Source organism: Allobosea sp. 2RAB26, assembly GCF_052115465.1.
GTDB lineage: Bacteria > Pseudomonadota > Alphaproteobacteria > Rhizobiales > Beijerinckiaceae > Allobosea.
The window spans coordinates 179,173-200,963 of sequence record NZ_JBFRGS010000007.1; the positions used below are offsets into that span (position 1 = coordinate 179,173).

The 21,791-nt window shown below is 61.4% G+C and carries 17 protein-coding genes; 10 read left to right on the plus strand and 7 right to left on the minus strand.

What is annotated here, in order from left to right:
• On the plus strand, nucleotides 1-1,275 hold the full coding sequence (locus tag AB4118_RS16005) for a polysaccharide biosynthesis/export family protein (RefSeq protein ID WP_441490656.1): 1,275 nt from the start codon (nucleotides 1-3) through the stop codon (nucleotides 1,273-1,275).
• 749 nt (nucleotides 1,276-2,024) lie between these two features.
• On the opposite strand, the gene AB4118_RS16010 is transcribed toward AB4118_RS16005, so the two are convergent.
• Nucleotides 2,025-2,717 (minus strand): MarC family protein, encoded by a 693-nt coding sequence (locus tag AB4118_RS16010; RefSeq protein ID WP_441490657.1) that lies wholly within the window; start codon nucleotides 2,715-2,717, stop codon nucleotides 2,025-2,027.
• A 1,880-nt stretch (nucleotides 2,718-4,597) separates the two neighbouring features.
• Between AB4118_RS16010 and AB4118_RS16015 the strand changes: the two genes are divergently transcribed.
• The 5 genes from AB4118_RS16015 to AB4118_RS16035 all read left to right on the plus strand — a co-directional run bounded on the left by AB4118_RS16015 (nucleotide 4,598) and on the right by AB4118_RS16035 (nucleotide 10,444).
• The gene (locus AB4118_RS16015) at nucleotides 4,598-6,151 is read left to right on the plus strand and encodes a tyrosine-type recombinase/integrase (RefSeq protein WP_441490658.1); all 1,554 of its coding nucleotides are present in this window, start codon (nucleotides 4,598-4,600) and stop codon (nucleotides 6,149-6,151) included.
• A 70-nt stretch (nucleotides 6,152-6,221) separates the two neighbouring features.
• A complete protein-coding gene (locus AB4118_RS16020; protein WP_441490659.1) occupies nucleotides 6,222-6,476 on the plus strand; it encodes a helix-turn-helix transcriptional regulator in 255 nt (84 codons plus the stop codon).
• A gap of 14 nt (nucleotides 6,477-6,490) precedes the next feature.
• Complete coding sequence (locus AB4118_RS16025) at nucleotides 6,491-7,132, plus strand: hypothetical protein (RefSeq protein WP_441490660.1); 642 nt, start codon at nucleotides 6,491-6,493, stop codon at nucleotides 7,130-7,132.
• Nucleotides 7,133-7,514: 382 nt separating this feature from the next.
• Nucleotides 7,515-9,032, plus strand: coding sequence for a hypothetical protein (locus AB4118_RS16030; protein WP_441490661.1), 1,518 nt, complete (start codon nucleotides 7,515-7,517; stop codon nucleotides 9,030-9,032).
• A complete protein-coding gene (locus tag AB4118_RS16035; protein ID WP_441490662.1) occupies nucleotides 9,029-10,444 on the plus strand; it encodes a hypothetical protein in 1,416 nt (471 codons plus the stop codon). Before AB4118_RS16030 ends, AB4118_RS16035 begins: the two co-directional genes overlap by 4 nt.
• A 382-nt stretch (nucleotides 10,445-10,826) precedes the next feature.
• Here AB4118_RS16035 and AB4118_RS16040 read toward each other — a convergent pair whose 3' ends face one another.
• Both AB4118_RS16040 and AB4118_RS16045 read right to left on the minus strand, forming a co-directional pair.
• Nucleotides 10,827-11,912, minus strand: a complete 1,086-nt coding sequence (locus tag AB4118_RS16040; RefSeq protein WP_441490663.1) for a 5-methylcytosine restriction system specificity protein McrC — start codon at nucleotides 11,910-11,912, stop codon at nucleotides 10,827-10,829.
• Complete coding sequence (locus tag AB4118_RS16045; protein WP_441490664.1) at nucleotides 11,888-13,882, minus strand: AAA family ATPase; 1,995 nt, start codon at nucleotides 13,880-13,882, stop codon at nucleotides 11,888-11,890. Before AB4118_RS16045 ends, AB4118_RS16040 begins: the two co-directional genes overlap by 25 nt.
• Nucleotides 13,883-14,481: 599 nt before the next feature.
• Between AB4118_RS16045 and AB4118_RS16050 the strand changes: the two genes are divergently transcribed.
• A complete protein-coding gene (locus AB4118_RS16050; RefSeq protein ID WP_441490665.1) occupies nucleotides 14,482-15,165 on the plus strand; it encodes a recombinase family protein in 684 nt (227 codons plus the stop codon).
• A 225-nt stretch (nucleotides 15,166-15,390) separates the two neighbouring features.
• Here the strand turns inward: AB4118_RS16050 and AB4118_RS16055 are convergent, their stop codons facing one another.
• From AB4118_RS16055 to AB4118_RS16070, 4 genes are all read right to left on the minus strand, one after another.
• Entirely contained in the window at nucleotides 15,391-15,723 is a 333-nt protein-coding gene (locus AB4118_RS16055; protein ID WP_441490666.1) for a DUF5681 domain-containing protein, read from the minus strand.
• A 183-nt stretch (nucleotides 15,724-15,906) separates the two neighbouring features.
• On the minus strand, nucleotides 15,907-16,836 hold the full coding sequence (locus AB4118_RS16060; protein ID WP_441490667.1) for an AcrVA2 family anti-CRISPR protein: 930 nt from the start codon (nucleotides 16,834-16,836) through the stop codon (nucleotides 15,907-15,909).
• A gap of 562 nt (nucleotides 16,837-17,398) precedes the next feature.
• Nucleotides 17,399-17,539, minus strand: coding sequence for a hypothetical protein (locus AB4118_RS16065; protein ID WP_441490668.1), 141 nt, complete (start codon nucleotides 17,537-17,539; stop codon nucleotides 17,399-17,401).
• Nucleotides 17,540-17,718: 179 nt separating this feature from the next.
• Entirely contained in the window at nucleotides 17,719-18,657 is a 939-nt protein-coding gene (locus AB4118_RS16070) for a hypothetical protein (RefSeq protein WP_441490669.1), read from the minus strand.
• A gap of 306 nt (nucleotides 18,658-18,963) precedes the next feature.
• Between AB4118_RS16070 and AB4118_RS16075 the strand changes: the two genes are divergently transcribed.
• The 3 genes from AB4118_RS16075 (at nucleotide 18,964) to AB4118_RS16085 (ending at nucleotide 21,441) form a co-directional block, all read left to right on the plus strand.
• Nucleotides 18,964-19,473 carry a hypothetical protein gene (locus AB4118_RS16075; RefSeq protein WP_441490670.1) on the plus strand — a complete coding sequence of 170 codons (510 nt, stop codon included), beginning with the start codon at nucleotides 18,964-18,966 and terminating at the stop codon, nucleotides 19,471-19,473.
• Nucleotides 19,474-20,354: 881 nt separating this feature from the next.
• Nucleotides 20,355-20,867, plus strand: coding sequence for a DUF6998 domain-containing protein (locus tag AB4118_RS16080; protein WP_441490671.1), 513 nt, complete (start codon nucleotides 20,355-20,357; stop codon nucleotides 20,865-20,867).
• 262 nt (nucleotides 20,868-21,129) lie between these two features.
• Nucleotides 21,130-21,441, plus strand: coding sequence for a hypothetical protein (locus AB4118_RS16085; protein WP_441490672.1), 312 nt, complete (start codon nucleotides 21,130-21,132; stop codon nucleotides 21,439-21,441).
• Nucleotides 21,442-21,791 lie beyond the last annotated feature (350 nt).

Here is a 21,791-nt window from a genome sequence, read left to right on the forward strand (position 1 = left end):
ATGACCCTGTTTGCAGTCAAGCTTTCCAGCCTCGGCAGGCTCGCATCGGGTGCGGTTCTGGCCGCCTGCCTGGGTGGTGGAGCCCATGCCGGCGCTCCGTACCGGCTCGCTCCGGGCGATACCATCGAGCTGGCCCTGGCCGGATTGCCGGATCAGCGTCAGCGCGCGACGGTCCAACTCGACGGCACGATCGCATTGCCGGCTGTCGGCTCGGTCGTCGTCGCAGGGCTCACCCCGGCAGAGTTCCAGAGCCGGATGGAGGCCTTGATGCCGACCAAGGTCTTCCGATTTCGCGCTCCAGACGGCCGCGAACAGGTCCAGGTCGTCAGGCCGGGCGACGTGACCACCTGGGTCGCCGAATACCGGCCGATCTATGTCGCCGGCGACGTGCTCACCCCCGGCCAGCAGGCCTATCGGCCGACCATGACGGTCCGGCAGGCCATTACAGTCGCCGGCGGATACAGCCTGCTTCGCTCTCGCGCCGGGCAGCTCGGCCCGGATCCTGTCGATATGAGGCGCGATCACGACTCGCTCTGGACCGAGTATCTGAAGGAATATTTCCACGCGCTGCGCGTGCGCGCTGAATTGGATGATCAGGAGACCTTTGATCTGCGCCCGCCGAGGAGTTCGCCCCTGCCCACGATCGTGGCCTCGGGCGTTGCCCAGAGCGAGGCGGAATCGCTCAAGATCTCGCTGGCCGATTTCCGCGACGAGCGGAGTTTTCTGGAGCGCGCCGTAAAGGAGGCAGGCGAACAGGTCACGGTGCTGATCCAGCGCGAGCAGGAAGAGGAAAAGGGAGTGCAGGCCGATTCCCAGGAGCTTGAGCGGGTCAATAAGCTGTTTGGAAGCGGCGCCCTCGTCAGCCAGCGTATCAGCGAGAGCCGACGCGCGCTGCTGCTATCGTCATCGCGCCGCCTGGAAACCACCGCTCAGTTGATGCGGACGCGGCTTCAGGTCGAAGAATATGGTCGCCAACTCGAGCGCGTCGCCAATCAGCGGCGGATCACTCTGTTGCGCGAGCTGAGGGACTCCAATCTACGCTTGGCGGATCTCAGCGTGAGAATTCAGGCGATCAGCGAAAAGCTCCGCCCCCTCGGCAATGTGAGCTCCATGCCAGCTGCAGGCAACGACCTTCGCTCGGAGGTCGTCATCGTCCGGAAAGCTGGCCAGCAATGGCAGCGCTTGCCCTCCACCGAGGACACCGAGGTCGAGCCGGGCGATGTCATCGAGGCCGTGTTCCGCGGAGAGGGGGCCACTGCTGCAGCCGTCCAGTAACGGTCAGCAGGATCGAGACCCGACGCCGTCCGCGCATTCGTCAGGAAACGCCGAGCCAGCTGTCCGCTGCGCCCTCCCCATCGGCGTCTCGACGCGCGCATCCGGCATTGGGGCTACGTTGGGCCGCCGGCACGCGCTGGCGATCAGGCCGGGCAATCGACGTCGCCGGGCCAGGCAGCTGCCCTTGGCAAAGGCTCTGGCTGGGTTTGAAATTTCCAAGGCACCTATGGTGCGCGGGGCAGCACGTCGTTGCCAAAGAAGTCCGTTTGCCGTGGACCGCTTGCCGTGTTCGCCTGGAGATAGGCCGGGCCGCCTCGGCCGGGAGCGGGGCCCACGTCGAGATAGCTGCGCTCGGCCGAGGCACGGGGCGCTGCGGTGGATACAACGGAGGGTGAGGCGAATTCCTCGCGCGGCGTGCAGCCTGCAATACTGGTCAATAGAATAAGACTGGAAACAACCAGAGCAGCTCTCATCGCGCGATCTTTCAACTCATTTCATGGGATAATAGTATCCGAGAAAAACACGGGACCGGCAAGTTGGCGATCTCCAACGGCCTGATCCATCAATCACGTCAGAACGGCGGTCGTGGAGCTTGAACGCCGAGGCCGCGCGGGAGAACACTGCGCTCCGGCCCCCTGCTTCCAGTGATGGTCCTCAGGCTCGTGACAGGGAAGTGCCATTCATCGCCGGTACGGCTTGCTGCCGGCGCGCGAGGAGATGCCGTTCGTTCGCCTCAGCATCTCCTGGAATCAGGTCGCCATGGCTGAGGCTGCACTGACCGGTCCATGCAGGAGAGAGCTCAGCAATTCGCTCGCTCCTGACCACAGGATCTGTACACCCAGGCAGAACAGAATGAACGCCGAAAGGCGAACCGCAATTTCGGTGCCGCCTTGCCCGAGAAGCTTTTGCACGCGGACGGCATAGGTAAAGCAGAGCCAGATGCTGAGGGCGATTACGGCGATGGCAAGGAGGCTGGCGAGAACGAAAGCGACCGCGCCAGAGGACGCCGTGAACGTTGCGCGTGAAAGGCCGATACTGATCGTGACAGCGATCGTGCCGGGGCCGGTGGTCAGTGGCAGGGTCAGCGGATAGAAGGCCTGCGTCAGGAGGTTGGCGCGCGACACATCGTCCGCATGCGCGTCGAAATCCTTCTGGCTGCCTTCGTTGAGCAGCTTCCATCCGGATACCGCCACGATCAGCCCGCCCGCCACGCGCAGGATGGGGATCGAAATTCCGTAGAACTGCAGGATGAGCGCGCCCAAAAGGAACGCTCCCATCAGGACGAAGAGCGAATTCACCGCGATACGCCGCGCGAGGATGCGCCGGGTGTCGGGCACTGCGCCGCGTGTCAATCCCAGGAAAACGAGTGCTGACCCTGGCGGATTGACCACGGGAAAGATGGCTGCGAGCACGACCAGGAACGTATTGATGGCCGCCGACATTCAAGCCGGCCCGATATGGTGGGGGCTGACGATGCACAGGTTTGGGCGCTTCTGCGCGGGAGGCAGCTCTCCGGAAAGAGCAAAGCAGGCGCGAACGCCTTGCCCACCTCGCTGAACAGGGTGCCCCTCAAGGTCGTCTCCGATCGCATCCTTCATCGCGAAGCCTTCAAATTGAAATGGCGCCCTGTTCAGGTTCTCCGCTGGGCTGCGCATCCATGGGACCGCTTTCGAGATTGATCCTCGCTACGTGAGGCTGGCTGCGGGTGGATCAGGTCAAAACGATCATGAGCAACTTTCTCTATAGTGCCGGGCAGTGGGAGGCATCGGACTGCCCACCGCATCAAGCCGGACTGCGACGGCGTCCCTGCTGCTCGACCGGAAAAGCCGGTTCGCGCGGCGGATGATGCACGGCCCGGCCCGCGATGATCACCGTACGCCTTGCGGCATTCGGACGTCAAAGCCTGTCATTCGGGTTCTGGCTTGGAACGGAGCCATCAAATACCAGGCCCCCCGCGTGCGGTTTGTGGTGATGGTCCCTGGGGGGGCGATCGGTTCGATCGGCCGCGGTCTCGCGGCGTGTCGGCGTGCTGCCGGCTAGTCTGCCGACCAGATGAGGCGTTTCAGGCGACGTGAAACATCAAACGGAGCTCGCCGGAATTCTGCTCGCCCTGCGAGTCGTCCCCGCAGGCGCGCTCGCCTTTGCGCTGGCGAATCTGCTGAGACTTGAGCATTCGGTCTATTCGTTCATTGCAGCCGTCCTGACGGCCTCCTTCAGAAGATCGGCAAGTTTATTTTGATCTGCGGCGTGTCGTTCGCTCCCTCCTTCATCTTTCACTATATCGTCACCGTTCTCATGAAGCTGGACCAGTCCGACGCTGTGATGAGGAGCATCATGGCTACGCCGATATGTACCTCTTGAGGTCCACATGAGCCCACTGGAGAGACACAAGCCCTCCGCGCCTCATGCCTGTCTCGATGGCGAGGACGATGAAGGGCTTTTGATGCCATGTGGTCCTTGGGCCTATCGCGCCGAACAGCTTGGCCAGTTCGCTCTCATGAAGCCTTCTGTCTCTGGCCTCAGAGTCCTTGGGCACCTTGATGACTCGCACGGGATTGCTAGGGAGCGGAATGCTCCACTCCTTGATGGCGACCTCGAACACATGCCGCAGAATGACAAGCTCACGGCGCACGGTGGCAGGCTTCGCCGTCTTGAGGCGATCATCCCTGTGCGGGCCACGGAAGCCCCTGAGACTCCTCCTAGGCGCTCCTCAGCGACCTTGTGCGTGAGCATGAACTTGATACCCGCCCTCTCGTAGCGAGCACCACGCTTGGAAGGGCCGACCTCCTCGTCATATCGCTCAAGGAGGTGCGCAACGGTCATCGTGCGGAGATCACGGATCGAAGGTGATAGGTGAGCTGTGTCTATCTGAGCCTCAAGGCCTCTCGCCCATGCAGACGCAGCAGCCTTCGTGGGGAAACTCTTGGAGACGGGAGGGCTACCCTCGCGCCTAACCTGAGCTTGCCAACTGGAACCTCTCTTGCCGATCGTAGCCAAAAGCACCCTGTGACAGCTGTGACAAATGCTGTGACAGACAGGGATTCTGATGGTCTCTGAGGAGGGGATTACAAAGCATAAGCCCTTGAGAACAAAGGCTATCTAAAATGGCGCGCCCGACACGATTCGAACGTGTGACCTTTGCCTTCGGAGGGCAACGCTCAGCCCTTTTCGGGCGGTGACTCTTCATCGCGAGCGCTTGCCGGAGCCCCGTAAACACGCCACAAATCGGGCTCTAGGTAAAGCAAAGCTCACACTGGTCATTACTCGAAATTCCAGTTTCGCGGTGACTCTGTGGTGACTCTGGCCACAGCAGGTTCATTCCATGCCGCGATTGACCAAGCGTGTCGTCGATGCCGCCCCAGTGAAGGGCGCATCCTATTTCCTCTGGTGCAGCGAGCTGAGCGGCTTCGGCGTCAGGCTCTGGCCGACCGGCAGGGCGGCGTTCTACGCCGACTACCGCAACGCCGACGGCACAAGGCGCCGGATGATGATCGGCGAGCACGGCAAGGTCACCTGTGAAGAAGCGCGGAAGCTGGCGCTCGGCATTCTCGGCAGTGCGGTCAAGGGCGCGGATCCGGCCGAGGAGCGCGCCAGCAACCGCAAGGCCCTGACGGTCAGGGAGCTGTGCGAGAAGTATCTCTCGGCGGCCGAGCGCGGCCTGCTGATGGGCAAGCGCGGCCTGCCGAAGAAGGCCTCGACCGTCTATGTCGACCGCGGCCGTATCGCCCGCCACATCCTGCCACTACTCGGCAACAGGCGCGTCCGCGATCTGGCGCAATCCGACATCAACAAATTCATCCGTGACGTCGCCGACGGCAAGACCGCGCTGGTCGAGAAGACCGGCAACAAGCGCGGCAAGGCTGTGGTCGAAGGCGGCCTTGGCACGGCGGCGCGCACCGCGGGCCTGCTCGGCGGCATCCTGAGCTTCGCCGTCTCTGAAGGCGTGATCGAGAGCAATCCGGCCCGAGGCGTGCGCAGACCGGCGGGACAGAGGCGCAAGCGGCGGCTCAGCGGTGAGGAGTACCGGGCTCTGGGGCGGGCACTGGCCGAGGCCGACGCGCATCATGAGCCATGGCAGCTGATCGCCATTACTCGCCTGCTGGCGCTATCCGGAGCGCGCTCGGGCGAGATCATCAATCTCAGATGGTCCGAGTTCGATCACGCCGCACACTGCCTTCGCTTGCATGACTCCAAGGAAGGCGCCTCAACAAGGCCACTCGGCAAGCCGGCTCGTGATCTCCTCGCCGGGCTCGAACGCAGCGGCGAACATGTCTTCCCGGCGTCCCGGCGCGGCGAGGGCGCCTTTGGCGGCATGGCCGGCGGCTGGATCCGGCTGATGAAAAGGGCCGGACTGGAGGGCGTGACGCTGCACACCTTGCGGCACTCTTTCGGCTCCGTCGCCGATGATCTCGGCCTGTCGCTGGCTACGACCGGGGCCCTGCTCGGCCATTCGTCTGGCAGCGTGACGGCAAGATATGTGCACAAGACGGACCCGGTACTGATCGCCGCCGCTGACAATGCTGCCGGCCATATCTTCGAGGAGATGAATGCGGGCGGTGCTGATGGCGAAGAGCAGCGCCGGCTGCTGCAGGCCTACGCTGCCGAGCCATGGCATGAGAAGGGCGCCACCGCCGCACGCGACGGCAGGCGCCCGGAAGCTGATGACCGGCTGCTCTGGGAAATGGCACGGCTGCTCGCAAGGCAGCCGGCCTTGAGCCAGCGCGAGGCCGCCAAGGTCGTCGTCGACGCCAGCGCGGACAGGACGCATTCGCTGGACGCGGCGGCCGATCGCCTGCGCCGGAAATACCGGGAGCACGCGGAGCTGCTGCAATCGGTGTTGGCGGCGGTGTGGGACAAAACTCAGCCGGCGAGATAAGTCCCAAGCAACCGACCTGCGCCTGTACTTACCCTTGCTGACAGTCGATCGACGTCACGAGGGTCACATCATGAGTTCCACCCGTCCACTGGATCGTCGCGAGGCCAGCCGGTACCTGTTTGATCGCTACGGCATCAGGCGCGCGCCGGGCACGCTGGCGAAGCTCGCCTGCATCGGCGGCGGGCCGCTCTACCGGCACGCCGGGCAGCTTGCCATCTATGACGTACCTGCGCTCGACGAGTATGCCGCGCAGCTGACCACCGCGCCCGCCCCCAACAGCAAGGCGCATGCTGCGCGCCGCGCTGCCAGCGGAGGGGGGCGGTGATGCCGGTGCTTCGCTTGTCCAAGACCAGCATAGAGCAGCTGGCGGTACCGGACCCGTCGGAGAAAACCACCGATTACTTCGACACCGCCATAAAGGGGTTCGGGGTGCGGGCCGGCCGCAGGCGAAAGAGCTACACTGTCATGAGGCGGTGTCGTCGCATCCCGTACCGCTACCGGAAACAGCTGCGCGAAACCGACAAGCGCCTCGCCAGCAGACGCGGCAAGGCGGAACGTTCTCCTTGCCGTGATCAACGCCGGGCTACGCCAGAGCCTGTTCGGGCTCAAAACCGACCAGAACTGATGGCCCGGCTACGAGCCCCGCGCCCGAAGACTGGCGACTACATCTACGACTTCGAGATCGAGGGGATTTCGGCAATGGCCTGCGTCATCGACGCCGGGTGGGATGAACTATGCCCCAACATCATCCTCTGGCCGACGCCTGAAGCCCGGCGCTGGATCATCTGCGCCAATGTCTTGACCGGCTGCGGCGCCGAGGCAGGGCAGGTCGTTGCCTCGGGCTGGCTCGAACGACAGGACGGCATCTACCTGCAGCCGCAGACATCGCTGCTCTACTGCAAGCGCGAGCGAATGGCGCTGGTCTTCGGGCTGAAGATCTCGCCGAGGGGGTACAAGGATCGCGGGCTGTTTCGCCTGTGATGCGAAGAGGCGGCCGAAGCCGCCGTTTCCTGACTGAGACTTCGGCGCGAGGGGCGCACACGAAGGACTGCGGACCAACGTCCTTTGTACCTGATTTCCCCCCGCGCCGGCAACGGCTCACGGGCAGCCGGCGTTCCCGGCTGCCCAAGAGGAACACGAAGCAGGAACCATGAACAGGAGCATCCACCCGCGGCCCGCAAGCCGCCCGCTAATCCTATGGGGACATTCGATGCACGACAGGACCGCACCCTCACCGATCGAACTGACCGTCTTCACCAAGGCAGGCGGGCCGCTGACCAAGCGGATATCGCTAGGTCCGGACGACACGCTGATGCAGGACAAGTCTGCCTGCGTGATGAGCCGGGGGGCTGCCGCGCGGGTCATGGTCGACGGCGTCGATGGGCTCGGCGCACTGATCGAAAACCTGACGCCATCGCAGGCACTCGCGCTCGGCGCACTGCGCGTCGAGCTGTCCGACAAGGTAGGGGTCACCACCAAGAAGATGCTGCGCAACGGCTCGGCGCGGCCGGACCTGATCGCCCGCGTCGCCAGCAACATCACCTATCGTGGACCGGCCTTCGCCCTGATCGATTTCGATACCAAGTCAATGCCCGACCCGGTCGCGGTCGAACTGAAGCGGCATGGCGGCTTCTGGCCGGCGCTGCTGGCGGTGCTGCCGGTCTTGGGTGGCGTGGCGCGACTGACGCGGAGCTCGACCAGCGCCGGCCTGTCGCGCAGCGATACGGGTGCGGCCCTGCCGGGCTCGGACGGCGTCCATGTCTACCTGATGGTCGAGGACGGCTCCGATATCGAACGCTTCCTGCGCGCCCTGCACGACCGCTGCTGGCTTGCCGGTCTGGGGTGGTTCATGGTCAGCCGCTCTGGTGCTCTGCTCGACCGCTCGCTGGTCGATCGCATGGTCGGGCAGGCGTCGCGGCTGGTCTTCGAGGGCGGGCCGATCCTGCAGCCGCCGCTGCAGCAGGACCGGGCGCGCCGTCGCCCGACCAGCATTCCCGGCACTGTACTGGACACGCTGAAGGCCTGCCCGCCGCTGACGATTGTCGAGAAGTCGCGCCTCGACGAACTCAAGGCCAAGGCGCGCGAGCGACTGGCACCAGAGAAGGCGAAGGCGCAGGCCGCCTTCGTCACAGGAAAAGCCAAGAAGCTGGCTGAGCGGACAGGAGTAACGGAAGCCTTCGCGCGGCAAATCGTAATCAGACAATGCGAAGGCATCCTGCGGCCGCCGGTCGAACTGGTCTTCGACGATCCGGAACTGGCCGGGAGCACCGTCGGTGACGTGTTGGTCGACCCGGAACGCTTCGAGGGCGAGACGCTGGCCGACCCGCTGGAAGGCGAGGAGTACGGACCGTGCAAGGCGCGGATCATGCGCGGGGACGATGGCACACCGTGGATCCACAGCTTCGCGCACGGCCGCACCGTCTACGAACTGAAGCACGACGCCGCGAGCGTGCGCGCAGTGATGGAGAAGGCGGCGAAGGAGGACGTGGTGGCAGTCCTCGCCCGGCTCGCCGCGGTTGCCGATCTCGATGCGGTCGAGCTCACGTCGTTGCGGGAACTGGCCGCGACGCTGTCCGGTGTCGGGCAGAGCACCGTCAACGCCATGCTCAAGGCGGCGCAGAAACAGCACAGCACGCAGCAAGCCAAGGGGGCGCGGAGGCGGCAGGCCGCCCATCGGCAAGACCCCCGGCCGATGATCCGAGCGCCGGCCGTGTACGAACCGTGGCTGCCGCAGATGGAGGTGCTGAACGAGGTGATAGGTGCCGTTGTGGCGGAGATCGGGCCGGTCCGCAACATCGATGCTAATGCGACCCGCGTGCACAAGGTCCGGGTCCGCGACATGCATGCATTCACCACTGCGAATGAAGGAGACGTCGCATGACCGGACTGCCTGCGCCCGAGCAATGGGTGTTGTCGGTAATGACCGACATGGAGGTTGCCGAGATGATCGAGCAGCACATCGAGCACTATACCGAGGATGCGGATGGCAATCGCCGCCCGGTGCATTACCCGACGCCGTTCGTGCGGCACTACATGAACCGGGATGACGGTGCCTTGCCGATCGTGGTGGCGATTGCGACGGCTCCGATCGTGCTGGCCGATGGCGGGATGCTGGCACCGTTGGGGCTCGATCGCCTGCGCGGCATCCAGTTCATCATTCCCGAGGAGCTGCGCGCGGTCGTGCCGCGGCGCGAGGCGTGCACGGATGAGGCGGTCAGGAAGGCGATGACCTTCCTGTGTGACACGTGGCTGGTCGACGTCGCCACTGACTATGCCGGCAAGTGCAGCATCGTCGCGGCGGCGCTGACGCTGATCGAGCGGCCGCTGCTCGACCAGAGGCCCTGCTTCTTCGTGACAGCCGGGCGGCGCGGCAGCGGCAAGACCACGGCGCTGACAATGCTGATCTACGCCGTGACCGGGATCATGCCATCGGCGGCGGCGTGGTCGACGAACGAGGAGGAGCGGCGCAAGGCGTTGTTAGCCTATTTCATCGCCGGGGTTCCCTATATCCTCTGGGACAACATCGCGCGCGGCTCGCAGATCTCGTGCCCGCATATCGAGAAGTCCTGCACGGCGACCTATTACTCCGATCGCAAGCTCGGCTTCAGCGAAACGGTCAACACGGCTGCTGCGACGATCCACCTGTTCACAGGCAATAACATCAGAGCGAAGGGGGACCTTGCCTCGCGCAGCCTCGAGATCCGTCTCGATGTCGATCGTGTCGACCCGGAGAACCGGGAGGTCAAGCACCCGTTCCCGATCGAATGGACCGGGGACCATCGCGCCGAGATCTTGGCAGCGCTCTACACCATTCTGCTGGGCAATCCGCAGCTCAAGGCGAAGCGCGATGCTGCGGGCAAGACCAGGTTCAAGATGTGGTGGCGGCTGGTCGGATCGGCGGTTGAACACGCCGCCAATCTGACCGGGCACAAACTGGACTTCCAGACGCTGTTCCTCGCGCAGGAGGAGGATGACGAAGAATCGGCTTCGCTCGCCGACATGCTCGAAGCCTTGGCGAAGCACCTGGGCGACGCAGTGTTCGCGGCCAGCGCCGTGACGGCGATGATCAACGATCGGAGCAGGCCCGAAGACGCCCTGATCGTGCGCGATGTCCTGTTTCCAGGTGCCATGGCCGAGCACGTGTTCACAGCAAAAACCGTAGCCAGAATGCTGAAGAAGCATATCGACGAGCCGGTTCGGAGCGGCCAGCGCACGCTTGTGCTGCGTCGGAAGGTCGATCCGCACAGCAAGGTGCATGTGTATCGTATAGTCATTACCCGGGCCGCAGACTGAGGGTGCGTAGCCTTGCGGGTTTCGCGGGGTTTGCGGGTTTCGCTACAACGCTAAAAATTTCAAAATAACATTACTTTTGCGGTGAACCAGCACCGCGAAAGATTATTGCTAAAAAAAGTGGGACTGTAGGAAACACCGCGAAACCTGCGAAACCCGCAAGGCTCCGCCCCATCAAGGTTGGGCGCGGCGAATGCGATACGGTCTGGTGCCGGATTAATTTGACGGAGTATCTGCCGTCATTGACTACCGCCCGGCGACGTTGACTCCACGAGCCCCCACGCCCAGAAGCCTGGCGTGCCCGCAGAACTCGTAGTCACCATTCGTGGCGCGCGGCGCCTGCGCAACGCCGATACGCTTGAACTCCGTGATGGTGATCAACACGTCAGGCGGCAACTTTTTTCGGAGCCCCTCCCGCACCGAGCAGGTCGAGCAATTCTCCATGAATGGCCGGCCAAGGCTGATCGAGATTGACCGTGCAAACGCGAATTCGATGTCTCGGCATTTGGTAATCCAAACGCACGGGCGCGCCGCTGACCTGAGGAAAGAGCAAGAGCCCCTCGATGGCGGACGTGCATTTGCAATGGTCGAGATAGGTTTGGATCTGGAAAAGCGGCGCCGAATGGACTTTAGGATGCCCGCCAAAGCGGCCGGAAGAGAATGTGGCTCTGTAGTATTTTGCGTCGATGATGATGGTGCGGGCGGGGGAGCGGAGAGTGATATCCGTGATCATATCAGGGAGGTATCTCAATTCACTCAACGGCGAGGATGTTACTGGCCAAGTGATGCGCTCGCTCGCCACTGAGAAGAGAGCTTGCTCGGTTCGGTAGAAATTTCGGAGAAAGGTTTCAAACACCGCTGACATGCGCGTCTCGTCATCAAGAATGTCGCGAAACTGATGACCTGAGCCTTGCCGATCAGGTAGGGACAACTCCATTACGAGGCGGGAAATATGCATGAGCAGGCCGTATTGGCTTTGATTGCGCATGACCTGAAGTGACCGGAAAAGGCTCGGCCTAAGCCGCAGATCAGGGACGCCGTGGAGCCTTCGCTCGAGCCGGCGGAGTTCTTCGCTTAGTCCTCTCTTAATATCGGGCGATTGATGCAAATGCCGGATCGCGGCTTTGAGAATGCGATTTGGCACGGTGTCGATGGCAAGTTCATCGAACTCACAAACGAGGCGGCCAGCGCGGAGACTGCTCTGCTTGATGGTCTCCGGGAAAAGGAATTTGCCGCGCGGCGCAGCAAGCTCCTCGACCTGCTCGACATAGCGACGATCGAGGCCGCGTCGGAACTGACGCTGTACGCCTTTGATAAGAACGCTGGCAAGAAAATTTGGAAGATCCGAATTTGAATCAATGTCGACGTCGACTTGTTTGCCTTCCTTGAAGCACTCCCACGCGTATAGAAACAGGTAGTAGATATTTTTTATGGGTATCATAGGCGTTAAGAGGTCAGTTTCGCTTGCCATTGCCCAACTAGCTCGGGCTGATCAAACCAATATTCTTCAAGAAGCGGGACTATATCGTTGTTGACTACTTGGTTGTACCACGCCTCGTCGTACGCACCCTTTGCGCTCGGGGTGAAGAAGCTGTGCCCGATGCAATAGCCGCGGCCGAGATTGGTCGTATCCGTGGCGATCGCCTGATTGAGTTCTGACATGCGCACGATGATTTTATCGGCTACGGCGCCCTCGACACCCGCTGCGAGGAGGTATGAGCGGAAAGTGGCAGAGCCGAAGGCGGGTGTGACGGTCGCGAAACTGAAGCGGCGGCGCAGAGCGTAATCGACGACCGCGAGGCTGCGATCAGCCGTGTTCATCATGCCAAGAATGAAAACGTTCTCGGGCACGTAAAAGCGTTCCTCGGCTTTCTCGGCGTAAGCAAGTTTAACGCCCCAATCCGAATGTCTCTTGTCAGATTCGATGAGAAGCATAAGCTCTCCAAGAATCTTTGACAGATTTCCGCGGTTAATTTCATCAATGACGAAAACATAGAACTCATCCGGATCGTTGAGCGCACGCTTACAGAAGGTCATGAATACGCCATCGCGGAGGGCGAAGCCCTTTTCCGTTGGCCGATAACCCTGCACAAAATCCTCATATCCATAGGATTGGTGAAATTGCACCGTGCGTAGGCGAGTCGGATCTTTGTAGCCCATAAGGGCATAAGCGAGCCGTCGGGCCACATAGCTTTTGCCAACGCCCGGTGCACCTTGAATGATGAGATTCTTCTTCGCCCGCCACGTTTCCAGCAGCCGAGCGACAGCCTCGCGCTCGAGAAAAAGCCCCTCGCAGGCATTGTCGATCGTGAAGGGCTCGCGACGAGAGACAGAGATAACGGGTGGCGGGCTCTGATCACTGTTAGCCGCCTGGGGACTGAACAGCGCTTCGACCTTTTGGAGCGCGTCAGGATAGTTCGTCCACTCAGTTAGCGATTTTTGGGGCAGTTGTTCCAACCAGCGCCATTCGCCACGATTGGTCCAACGTACGCTTCGCAGATGCGTGTAGGGCTTGCGTTCCGCATCATAGCTGTAGTCACCTTCGACGATGCCGCGGCCGATGATCATGTGCTGTCCGCGCTTTACATAAACGATGTCGCCCGGCTGCATTGTGAAAGTGAAATCAAAGCACATCCGAGCGTTCTTCGCCTGATCTTTGCCGTTTACTGCGATCCTATTGAGTGCCTGGCGAACGTCCTGAATCGTTTGATAGTCTTTAAAATCGCCAAGATTGTTCCAACCAAGCGCCATCACCCCTTCTTCGTAGAACTCGTCCCAATACGCCGCCTTCTCACCGGGAGCGTACATCCATGCGCGCCGCACCTGCGCCAGCGGCCGTTCGGCGGGCTCCTGCCCCTCGTCTTCCTCTACTTCTTCACTGGCGGACAACGTAGGAGGTAAGCCCTCAATATGTTTGCTCGTATGCCGCAGGTAGGCGAGATCGAGCGCTTGGATAAGGCTTTGGGGCGCTTCAGTCAGATAGGCGCCCTGATTGAGCTCGAGCTTACTATTGTAGAACAGCCCCCTGCTGCGGGGCTGGGCTGAGAGTGAACGAAGCTGCTCAGCAATCTCGCTATCGCTGAAGAACCATTCACGACGCAGCGGCGGATCAAGCTGGCAAAAATCTCTAAGCGGCACACGGTAGCAAGGCCGATCCGCCCAGGCAGACCCAGCGACGCCGGTAAACGATTCGTCGGCGGCTGTTTCGACGGTCGAGAGGCCGGTGATCGCATCATTATCGATCAGGTGAAGTACGAGGTCGCCGGACTTCACGGCTCGCATATTGGCGTAGATATCGCGGCCGTCAGCAGAGCGCTGCGGCGACCATAGCGCGGCCCCTAACCGATTAGGACCCTCATTTCGGTCCGGTCGATCTTGGACAATCGTCTTTTCGATCCAAACAGTGGGTATAGCAACGGGCGAAACGAGCGGTGACGGCATGAAAACGTGAGCACTCGAAGAGGACGGGTCTTTGATCCGGGTGCGGCACGAGACGCATGCCGCCGGTGCCGAAAACTCTATGCTGATGACTAACAGTTACAACCCAAATTTCTCTCGGACGACAAGGGGCCGGCGGCTTCGACGGATATCTCGAATTTCAAGCGCACCGCACCCGAAAGGTCTGCGCCCGGCTGCTCGGCCGCCTGCTGCCGACCAACCGGACGTCCGACACTCCGATCACCGGCGGGCTCACGGTCAACATCGTCGGCGTCGAGAGCGGCACCTTCCTGTCGCAGGACGAGGTCAACGCGATGCGCCTCGAGCTGCCGCCACCGTTTGAGCTGACCATCAACCACGACGAGCCGGCGACCGCATCCTGAGATCGACCCGCCGTTGTCGGGACTTGTCCCGTCAACGGCCGACCGCCGCCGCTCGACGAGCCGTCCCGCCTGACGCTTATGGCCGATCCTGCCTTAGCTGACGCAATGTGAACTTGGTCTTTGAATGTAAACTTGGTCTTTGGCGGTCGGGCGTCGCAGAGAAGGTCTGTTTACAAAGGCTAATGACGAACGTTATATGCCTCATTAAGAGGGCGACGCATGACACCCCACCACGGCAAATTCATCTCCTACCTGCGCGTCAGCACCAAGCGTCAGGGTGAAAGCGGTCTCGGCCTCGAAGCGCAGCGCGCTTCGGTCACCAGCTTCCTGAACGGCGGCAACTGGCAGCTGGTCGAGGAGCATGTCGAGGTCGAGAGCGGCAAGCACGACCACAACCGGCCGGCCCTGCACGCGGCGCTGGAGGCCTGCAAGATCTACGGGGCAACTCTGGTGATCGCCAAGCTCGATCGCCTGTCCCGCGACGCTCATTTCCTGCTCGGCCTGCAGAAGGCAGGCGTGAAGTTCGTCGCCGCCGACATGCCGGAAGCGAACGAGATGGTCGTTGGCATCATGGCGCTGGTCGCACAGGCCGAACGCCGGATGATCTCCGAGCGCACCAAGGCGGCGCTTGCCGCGGCAACAGCGCGCGGTAAGCGACTGGGCAAGCCGAAGGGCTACCAGATATCAGCTGCTACCAGCGAAACGCGGGCGAGGGGCTCGGCCGCCACGGCGGCTAACGCGCAGGTCTTCGCCCAGCGCCTGCGCCCGGTCTTCGCCGAACTGACGGACCTGAGCGCCAACGCCGCGGCGATCGAGCTGAACCGGCGCGGCATCGCCACGGCGCGCGGCGGCGTGTGGAGCGCGGTCTCGGTCATCAATCTGCGCACCCGGCTGGAGGGCTGACCATTGTGCACGGCAAACCGATCTGCGCTTGCTGCGGCAGCCTCCCCGGCGTCGAGGATCATCACCTCTACCTGCTGCCGATGGCTGCCGGACGACCTGACGGTCTGGCAGCGTCTGCCTTTCTGACTCTTTGCAGCGGCGGGCCCGCTTAGTTTATCTCGCGCCTGCGGGGGGCACCCGGGAGCACAGGGCCCGTGAGCGGAAGAAGGCGGATGCCCAGCTGTCTCACCCCTCGTCGTACGGGTCCTCAAGCACACCATTGACCCCGAGCCTCGCCAGTTCGGCTTCAACTTGCGCAAGCGACATGCGCTCGACTGGCGGAAGCATGGTGTCGGCTTCGATCGACTGCCGCGGCGAGCCCCAGCCCCGGTTGAGCAAGGCGTTGGCCGCCGCTCCCTTCACGGTGTCCGGAAAGCCATTGCGCATCAGTTCGACAAGCGTCCGAACCGCCTCCTCGGTGTGCTCCCGTGCCAGCGCCTCCACGGGCCCTTTGATCGAGGGCCGCCCCTTCGGATTACCACTCTGACCGCGCTGCCAGACACCCTTCCGGTTCGGCATCTGATACGCCTCTGCTAGCAGGCCACTGGCCCCACAAGATACGACGGCAATGCGGCTGCCTTAGGCCGCCCTCAGCAGCACTCCATCAAGTCTGTCGCTGCACTATTCGACGCAGCGCGCCCGATCGGATCGGCCGATCCAATAGCGAAGCGCCATGTTGTTTTCCTTTGCCGGGGGGTGGGTTCAGGGGACGACGAGATATTGCGGCGGCGGATCAATCGTGGTGCCGGGGCCGTAGTTGACCAGATAGGCGCTGATCCAGATTCTCTTGCGATCGAGCCGACCCGGACCGAAGGCTTGGTCCTTGTAATGGCCGGAGCGCACATGCGGCTTAACGTGGCCTCGGCCTTCTTCGTAGACGTGTTTTTTGCCATGTTGATCGGTGACGTAGCCGATATGCACGGTGCGGTAATCCTTGGTGATCGGCGGCTTGCCTTTCTTGATCCGTGCCGCATCGAGCTTCGGACTGACCGGCGCGGGCGGTCGAGTCATGATGCCGTGCACATGCAGCGTCATGGCGAGGCCGAGCGCCATTCCTGCCGCTGGGCGGTATCCGTCAACTGAGGGAAAGTGCGACGGGATTGGGCCATCATATGGCTCTACGACGACATCGCCGCTCGGGTGGAACGAAGCGGTAAAGGGATAATTGAAGACAAGATCGCTAACGCGGGGAAAATGCACGGCCCACCAAATGCGATAACTGTTCGGTGCGGCTTCCTTAATGAGCCAGAACATGCGCTCCGGCCCTTCCTTCTTCTCCCATTCGACCAGCATCGTTTCGTAAGGAAGCTCGGTGCGGCCTGCGCCGATCGCAATAGCCACCGCATGGGAATAGTCAACGGAATGCTCCTTGATCCACTCGATCACATCACGCGAAAAGACGAATTTTGGCGCGGTCTGCATCCGGGCAAAGACCTCCGCCGCTCCCGGAAAATCGAGGTGCGGCCGGAAGCGCAGGTCATGAAAACGGCTAACCGGCAATTTCGCCCCCTTCGGACGAGCCCGATCCAGCAAGGTGACTGAGACGCGGACGAGCTTGCGGAACCGTACCGCAACCCCATCGAGTGAAGCAATTTGCGCCAATGATGAGATGCAGATCCTGACCGACGCCATGTCCTTTTCCCGGTACCGGGTCACGATCTCGCTGAAGCAGCGGAGTACAATCGAGAACGTGCTTAGCAGGTGCAACGAGCGACCGACGCAGGCGCAGATTCCGCCAGTGGGAGGAGTACCGGGACACGCTGACGATGGCGCTGAACCTCACCGGAACCCGGATTGGGGTCGTTGAGGTCAAGCTGCTCGTTCTGGTCTCACCCTCTCGTTTCTCCGGTCCGTGTCGCCCCGTGGGTCACACGCTTCTCTTCGCGGTCGGCGGTGACGCGCCCGCTGGAATCGCTCACGCCAAGAGATGCTGGAAGATCCGGGTGGCGAAGGCTTCCACTTGGCCCAGAGTACCGTCACGAGGCCGAACCAGTGGGCAATTGCGAATAGGGCCATCCACCAGAGCAACCGTAACGTAATGCGGAGGCTCGCCGCCTGCCGCTCATCCTGAACGATGATGAAGATGTCGGCCGTCATGGACGCCGCCGAGCCGCTCAAGGCGGACGACCGAGCCGCCTTTCTGAGGCGGTTGCTGTCGAACTGGCGCGATATCCTGAACTCGGCCCCGGCCTGATCAGCCGCTGCTGCCGGGCGCTGCTGCCGGGCGCTGCAGGGGCAATTCCTCGACCCGGCGGTCGGCCGAAGCAAGTCTCGACCCGCTCAACCCGGTGACCGAGACGCGCGTGCGTTCGTGCAGCAGGGGATACAGCGGCATTTCGACGGAAAGTCCGAGGGCATCGAGGACTGGGCCGCTCTGCCTACTGCAGCGCTGGACGCGGGCGCTCGAACTAGATCCGCGCCGACTTGCCGCTGCCGTCCCAGTTGATGCACACCACGACGACCGGCGAGGCCATTTCTGGCGCGCGGCTGCAAAGCTCTGTCCCGGAGCGGATTTTAGCTTACGTCCCTGATCTTGCATCTCACTTCGGTCAGCTTTGCACGCACGGCTCCCGTGGAAAACGAAAAGCTTATTTCGACGCGCCCGCTTTCGTCCTGCCCTGATACGCTTATGGACTTAGATTCTTCGCTTGAGTCGGTACGTTGCATTCCGTTTTTATCGACATATGACACCTCTGCCTCGCATCTGACACGAGCGGTGGGGGTATCACTGCCATTGTAGTTTGTCGTGATGCTAAACTTTACTTCTACCTCGCATCCATTATACGCCCCTGAATACCCCCCGTTGCAATTCAAATCGGCATTGAGAACCCCAACAGAAAATTTTGCGCCCTTGCTGGTAGTATACGTATCGCTCGAACCAAGCACGCGACGTCTTTGAGCTTGCATCTCTGCGATCTGACGCTGGTAAGCAGCGAGCTCCGTCGGTGACATTATTTGGCACACGTTTCCCACTTGCTTGAAGCCAAAGCTGCACGTCCAACCGCTGCCATAGGCGTCSAGCTGGGCATTCTGCGGAATCTGGACGGCAACACATTGACCGTTGTTGTTGCTGAAACCACGCTGGCACGTCCAACCGCTGCCATAGGCGTCCAGCTGGGCATTCTGCGGAATCTGGACGGCAACACAYYGRCCGTTGTTGTTGCTGAAACCACGCTGGCACGTCCAACCGCTGCCATAGGCGTCCAGCTGGGCATTCTGCGGAATCTGGACGGCAACACAYTGRCCGTTGTTGCTGCTGAAACCACGGTCACACGTCCAGCCGCTGCCGTAAGGATGGGCGTGAGCGTTTCGTGGAATTGGCTGCGCAATACTGACGTTCGAAAGGACGCACACGAGGAAGCTCAGCGAAACTCTGAATGCGGATTTCCGGATACCGCGCATCTGATCTCCAGCCCTTCGAAATTCAAAATGATACGGATTGATAGTGAACAATCAGCCGCCTAGCATTTCCCCCCGTTCGGCGCTTGTTACTTCGCGCCAAACATTTGCTCGCCGCCGTCGTCTTCGGCGCTCGCTGTCAGGAGATAGAGCGCCGGGATATTCCGAGAGTTCTCGGAATTTCGAGCGCCGAAACTCCCGAAGGGAGCTTGCGTCGCCGCCGCGTTAATACAGGACGGATCGGGAAGTCGCGCCCGTAGAGGCTTTTCCTATTGGGAGGTTCAGGCGAGCGTGATAGCGAGCCCTGCCATTAGGACCACGCACCGATACGTCTGCGTTGGGATCAGGGGGGACGGCGCGATGAACGTCGGTCGAGGACTATTTCGCGCGTGGATTGTCGCAACGTTACTATGGATAATCGGCGTCGCCGCACTCGCGTACACTCTCATTCCTGATAGCTTGCGCGGGGAAAGATACCAGTACGTCTACCAGATGCGCCCAGACCTAAAGCCGTCGGAGGAAAACGACTTCACGCGGCCAGTGTATGACTTGATGCGCTCTCCCTCCAAAGAAAGCCTTCCGGTCAAATTTGGCGGACTGGAGTATCAATACTGGGACGAGTGGGATAAGAGCGTGGCCGCAGGAACCTTGATGGTTCCCAAAGTGCCGGACGGCGCGAAACTTTATCTGAATTCATCGCTTACCAACGAGGACAAAAACTACATTATCAAGGCCTTTTGGGATCAGCGGTGGGAGCGCTGGCTGCCGCATATCTGGCCTTGGATCATCGGCACCGGGGTGCCCCCGATCATTCTGTTTATCCTGGGATGGGCGCTGCTCTGGATAGGTCGCGGCTTCCGGCCGGGATAGCGGTGCGGACTTGCTCAGGTTGTCCTGAACTTGGCCGCATCCACATGGCGCAGAAGGTTCGCATCGCATCCTTGCAGTGACCGCCGACCGCGAAAGAACGCCGCCGAGTGTTCGAGGCGAGGTGATTGCCGTGCCTCGCTCGAGAGGCGGGTGGTCGCGGCATCAACGAACCGCCGGAAGAGCTGCGGCACCAACAACGGCCGATGAACTGAGTGATGCACTCCGTTTGTGGTTGCGCCTCCGATGTAGCTCCGCAGTTGGGCTGGCCCACACGAGCGAGAGTGTTTTCGCTCGGTACCCGCGTGCCGAGGTGCATCGCCGCTCTTCTTTACGGCAATCATCGCTCAGGCCAAATTCCATTTATACGACCCCTCCAGAAAGCGGTGGCTGAAAACAACAAGAAACAGTCAGGAAATCGCAAGTCAATCGGCGAAGCTAACCCCATCTGACTGGTTGCGTGCGACGGTTTCGCAAAAATCGCGTCTCTGACAATCAAACTTCGCTTTCGGTTGAGCACGCCATCAAAACGAAACTACGTCGCCAAATGGAGTCCTTCCGATGAAAGTCGTCCTCTTGTCCGCAAGTCTGCTTGTCGCAACCGCCGGAGCGGGCCAAGCTGCCTGTTATTCCGGATACTGCTCGCAGGGTTATGTCAATCCATATAGCAATCCGGGCATCGTCAGTAGCGACGGAAGCTACCGCGGCCGCTTCAACAACAATCGATACGACCCCGATTCAATCAGTAATCCATACGGACGTTACGGTAGTCGATACTCGTCCGACAGCCTTAACAACCCTTATGGTGGAGGAAATCGATACTCAGGTCAGCGCCATTACTTGTTTGGTCAGTAATATTTAAGCGTGAGCAGCGAGGAAGGGCCATGAGCCACCCCAGTGACACCGAATTTCGGCTTCCGCTCGAAGTGCGCCCATTAACCGACGCCCGGATCGCCGTTCGTGACTACTATCGTCGTAAGGGACTGAACCTCGAATTCTCGTTCGACGGCAACTTGGTCGGCGACTTCGGGGAGGCTTGCGCCGTCGAGGAATATGGCATGAAACTCGTCAAGGCTCGGTCAAACGCCGGGTTCGACGGCCACACCCCCGACGGAAAACGGACTATCCAAGTCAAGGCCAAAGGCCCTTCCACCAAAAGCATCGCATTCACCTATTCGGAAATGCATGCCGACCACCTGCTCGTCCTCGAACTCGATTTTGATCGTGGCATCGGCCGCGCCGTCTACAATGGTCCAGAGCACTATGTGCGGACGTTTCTACCCGGCGAGCCGTGGAAGGGACAGAAGCAGGTCTCCCTTTCCAAGCTTCGACAAGCGGCGGCACGGATTGGCGATGACGAGCGTCTCCCAATGGTCCGCGTGGACGACCGGCTCTGAGGCCGCACGGAATTGCGCACCATTCGCGCGCGCCGCGCGCAGGCGCGGAAGAGCACGCCATGCAGCGAAGGAGCCTGCTCAACGCCCGGGATCGACCTCGTCCATTTTAAAATGCTCACAACGGAGCGCCTCCAGCTCATGTCAGCGCCGCTCATAAGGCGCAGGCTGGGGTGAGCAAACCTTTGGCGGGGAATAACAAGCGGCGGACGCGGCGGAAACGTACTTTACGCGCGGCGAAGATGCGCCGCAGAGGGATCAATCGATGAAATTTCGTCCTGCCCTGATCGTCGCGACCATGCTTTGTGCCGGACCGGTGCTCGCCTGCCAGATGACCCAGCAGGAGGCCAGTCTCATGGCCACCGCCGTCAGGAGCGGTAATCCCGCTCTGATCGCCGCCTCCCAGAATATCACCGCGATGCGCTGCGGCTTGGCGCCGGCCCCCATCCCCGGCCCGCCGCCGGCGTCTGGACCCATTCAGGTTCGTCCGAGCTATGGCGGCGATTTCACAATCGATGACGGTGGCCGGAAACTCACCTGCAGCCGCGTCTATGGCGGCGGCTTTGATTGCAGATGAAGGGGAAAACTGTGTCTAGCAGGGACTAGCCGGCCGCACCCGTTCGAAAGGCGAATAACGTCAGTTGGTGCAGGCTAGCTCGAATTCCTGCACACGGGGAAAGCTCGCCCCAATCGCCATTTGGTGCGGTCGCAGCTCGGTTCAACAATGCGTTTTAAACCACAGTCAGCATTTTGACTTGCAGATCATGTTCGGCCCCGGCGGGTCCGGCAACCGATCGCGAACTTGGATAGCGGTCGAGATGGCCGACCCGTCAATGGTAGCAGGGCGGTAATCGCGTTCATTCTTGTTGTATAGCGGCAAGATATTTCCATCGGAGCGTGAGCAGAAGGCGTTGCGATTCGCGCCAT

Excerpts from the sequence above, each read along its gene's own strand:
- AB4118_RS16085 (WP_441490672.1), top strand. The coding sequence starts at position 21,130 with ATGAAATTTCGTCCTGCCCTGATCGTCGCGACCATGCTTTGTGCCGGA.
- AB4118_RS16065 (WP_441490668.1), bottom strand. The coding sequence starts at position 17,539 with ATGCCGCTGTATCCCCTGCTGCACGAACGCACGCGCGTCTCGGTCACC.
- AB4118_RS16060 (WP_441490667.1), bottom strand. The coding sequence starts at position 16,836 with ATGGCGTCGGTCAGGATCTGCATCTCATCATTGGCGCAAATTGCTTCA.
- AB4118_RS16075 (WP_441490670.1), top strand. The coding sequence starts at position 18,964 with ATGAACGTCGGTCGAGGACTATTTCGCGCGTGGATTGTCGCAACGTTA.
- AB4118_RS16050 (WP_441490665.1), top strand. The coding sequence starts at position 14,482 with ATGACACCCCACCACGGCAAATTCATCTCCTACCTGCGCGTCAGCACC.
- AB4118_RS16035 (WP_441490662.1), top strand. The coding sequence starts at position 9,029 with ATGACCGGACTGCCTGCGCCCGAGCAATGGGTGTTGTCGGTAATGACC.
- AB4118_RS16005 (WP_441490656.1), top strand. The coding sequence starts at position 1 with ATGACCCTGTTTGCAGTCAAGCTTTCCAGCCTCGGCAGGCTCGCATCG.
- AB4118_RS16045 (WP_441490664.1), bottom strand. The coding sequence starts at position 13,882 with ATGCCGTCACCGCTCGTTTCGCCCGTTGCTATACCCACTGTTTGGATC.
- AB4118_RS16080 (WP_441490671.1), top strand. The coding sequence starts at position 20,355 with ATGAGCCACCCCAGTGACACCGAATTTCGGCTTCCGCTCGAAGTGCGC.
- AB4118_RS16015 (WP_441490658.1), top strand. The coding sequence starts at position 4,598 with ATGCCGCGATTGACCAAGCGTGTCGTCGATGCCGCCCCAGTGAAGGGC.
- AB4118_RS16030 (WP_441490661.1), top strand. The coding sequence starts at position 7,515 with ATGGTCGACGGCGTCGATGGGCTCGGCGCACTGATCGAAAACCTGACG.
- AB4118_RS16010 (WP_441490657.1), bottom strand. The coding sequence starts at position 2,717 with ATGTCGGCGGCCATCAATACGTTCCTGGTCGTGCTCGCAGCCATCTTT.
- AB4118_RS16020 (WP_441490659.1), top strand. The coding sequence starts at position 6,222 with ATGAGTTCCACCCGTCCACTGGATCGTCGCGAGGCCAGCCGGTACCTG.
- AB4118_RS16040 (WP_441490663.1), bottom strand. The coding sequence starts at position 11,912 with ATGGCAAGCGAAACTGACCTCTTAACGCCTATGATACCCATAAAAAAT.
- AB4118_RS16055 (WP_441490666.1), bottom strand. The coding sequence starts at position 15,723 with ATGCCGAACCGGAAGGGTGTCTGGCAGCGCGGTCAGAGTGGTAATCCG.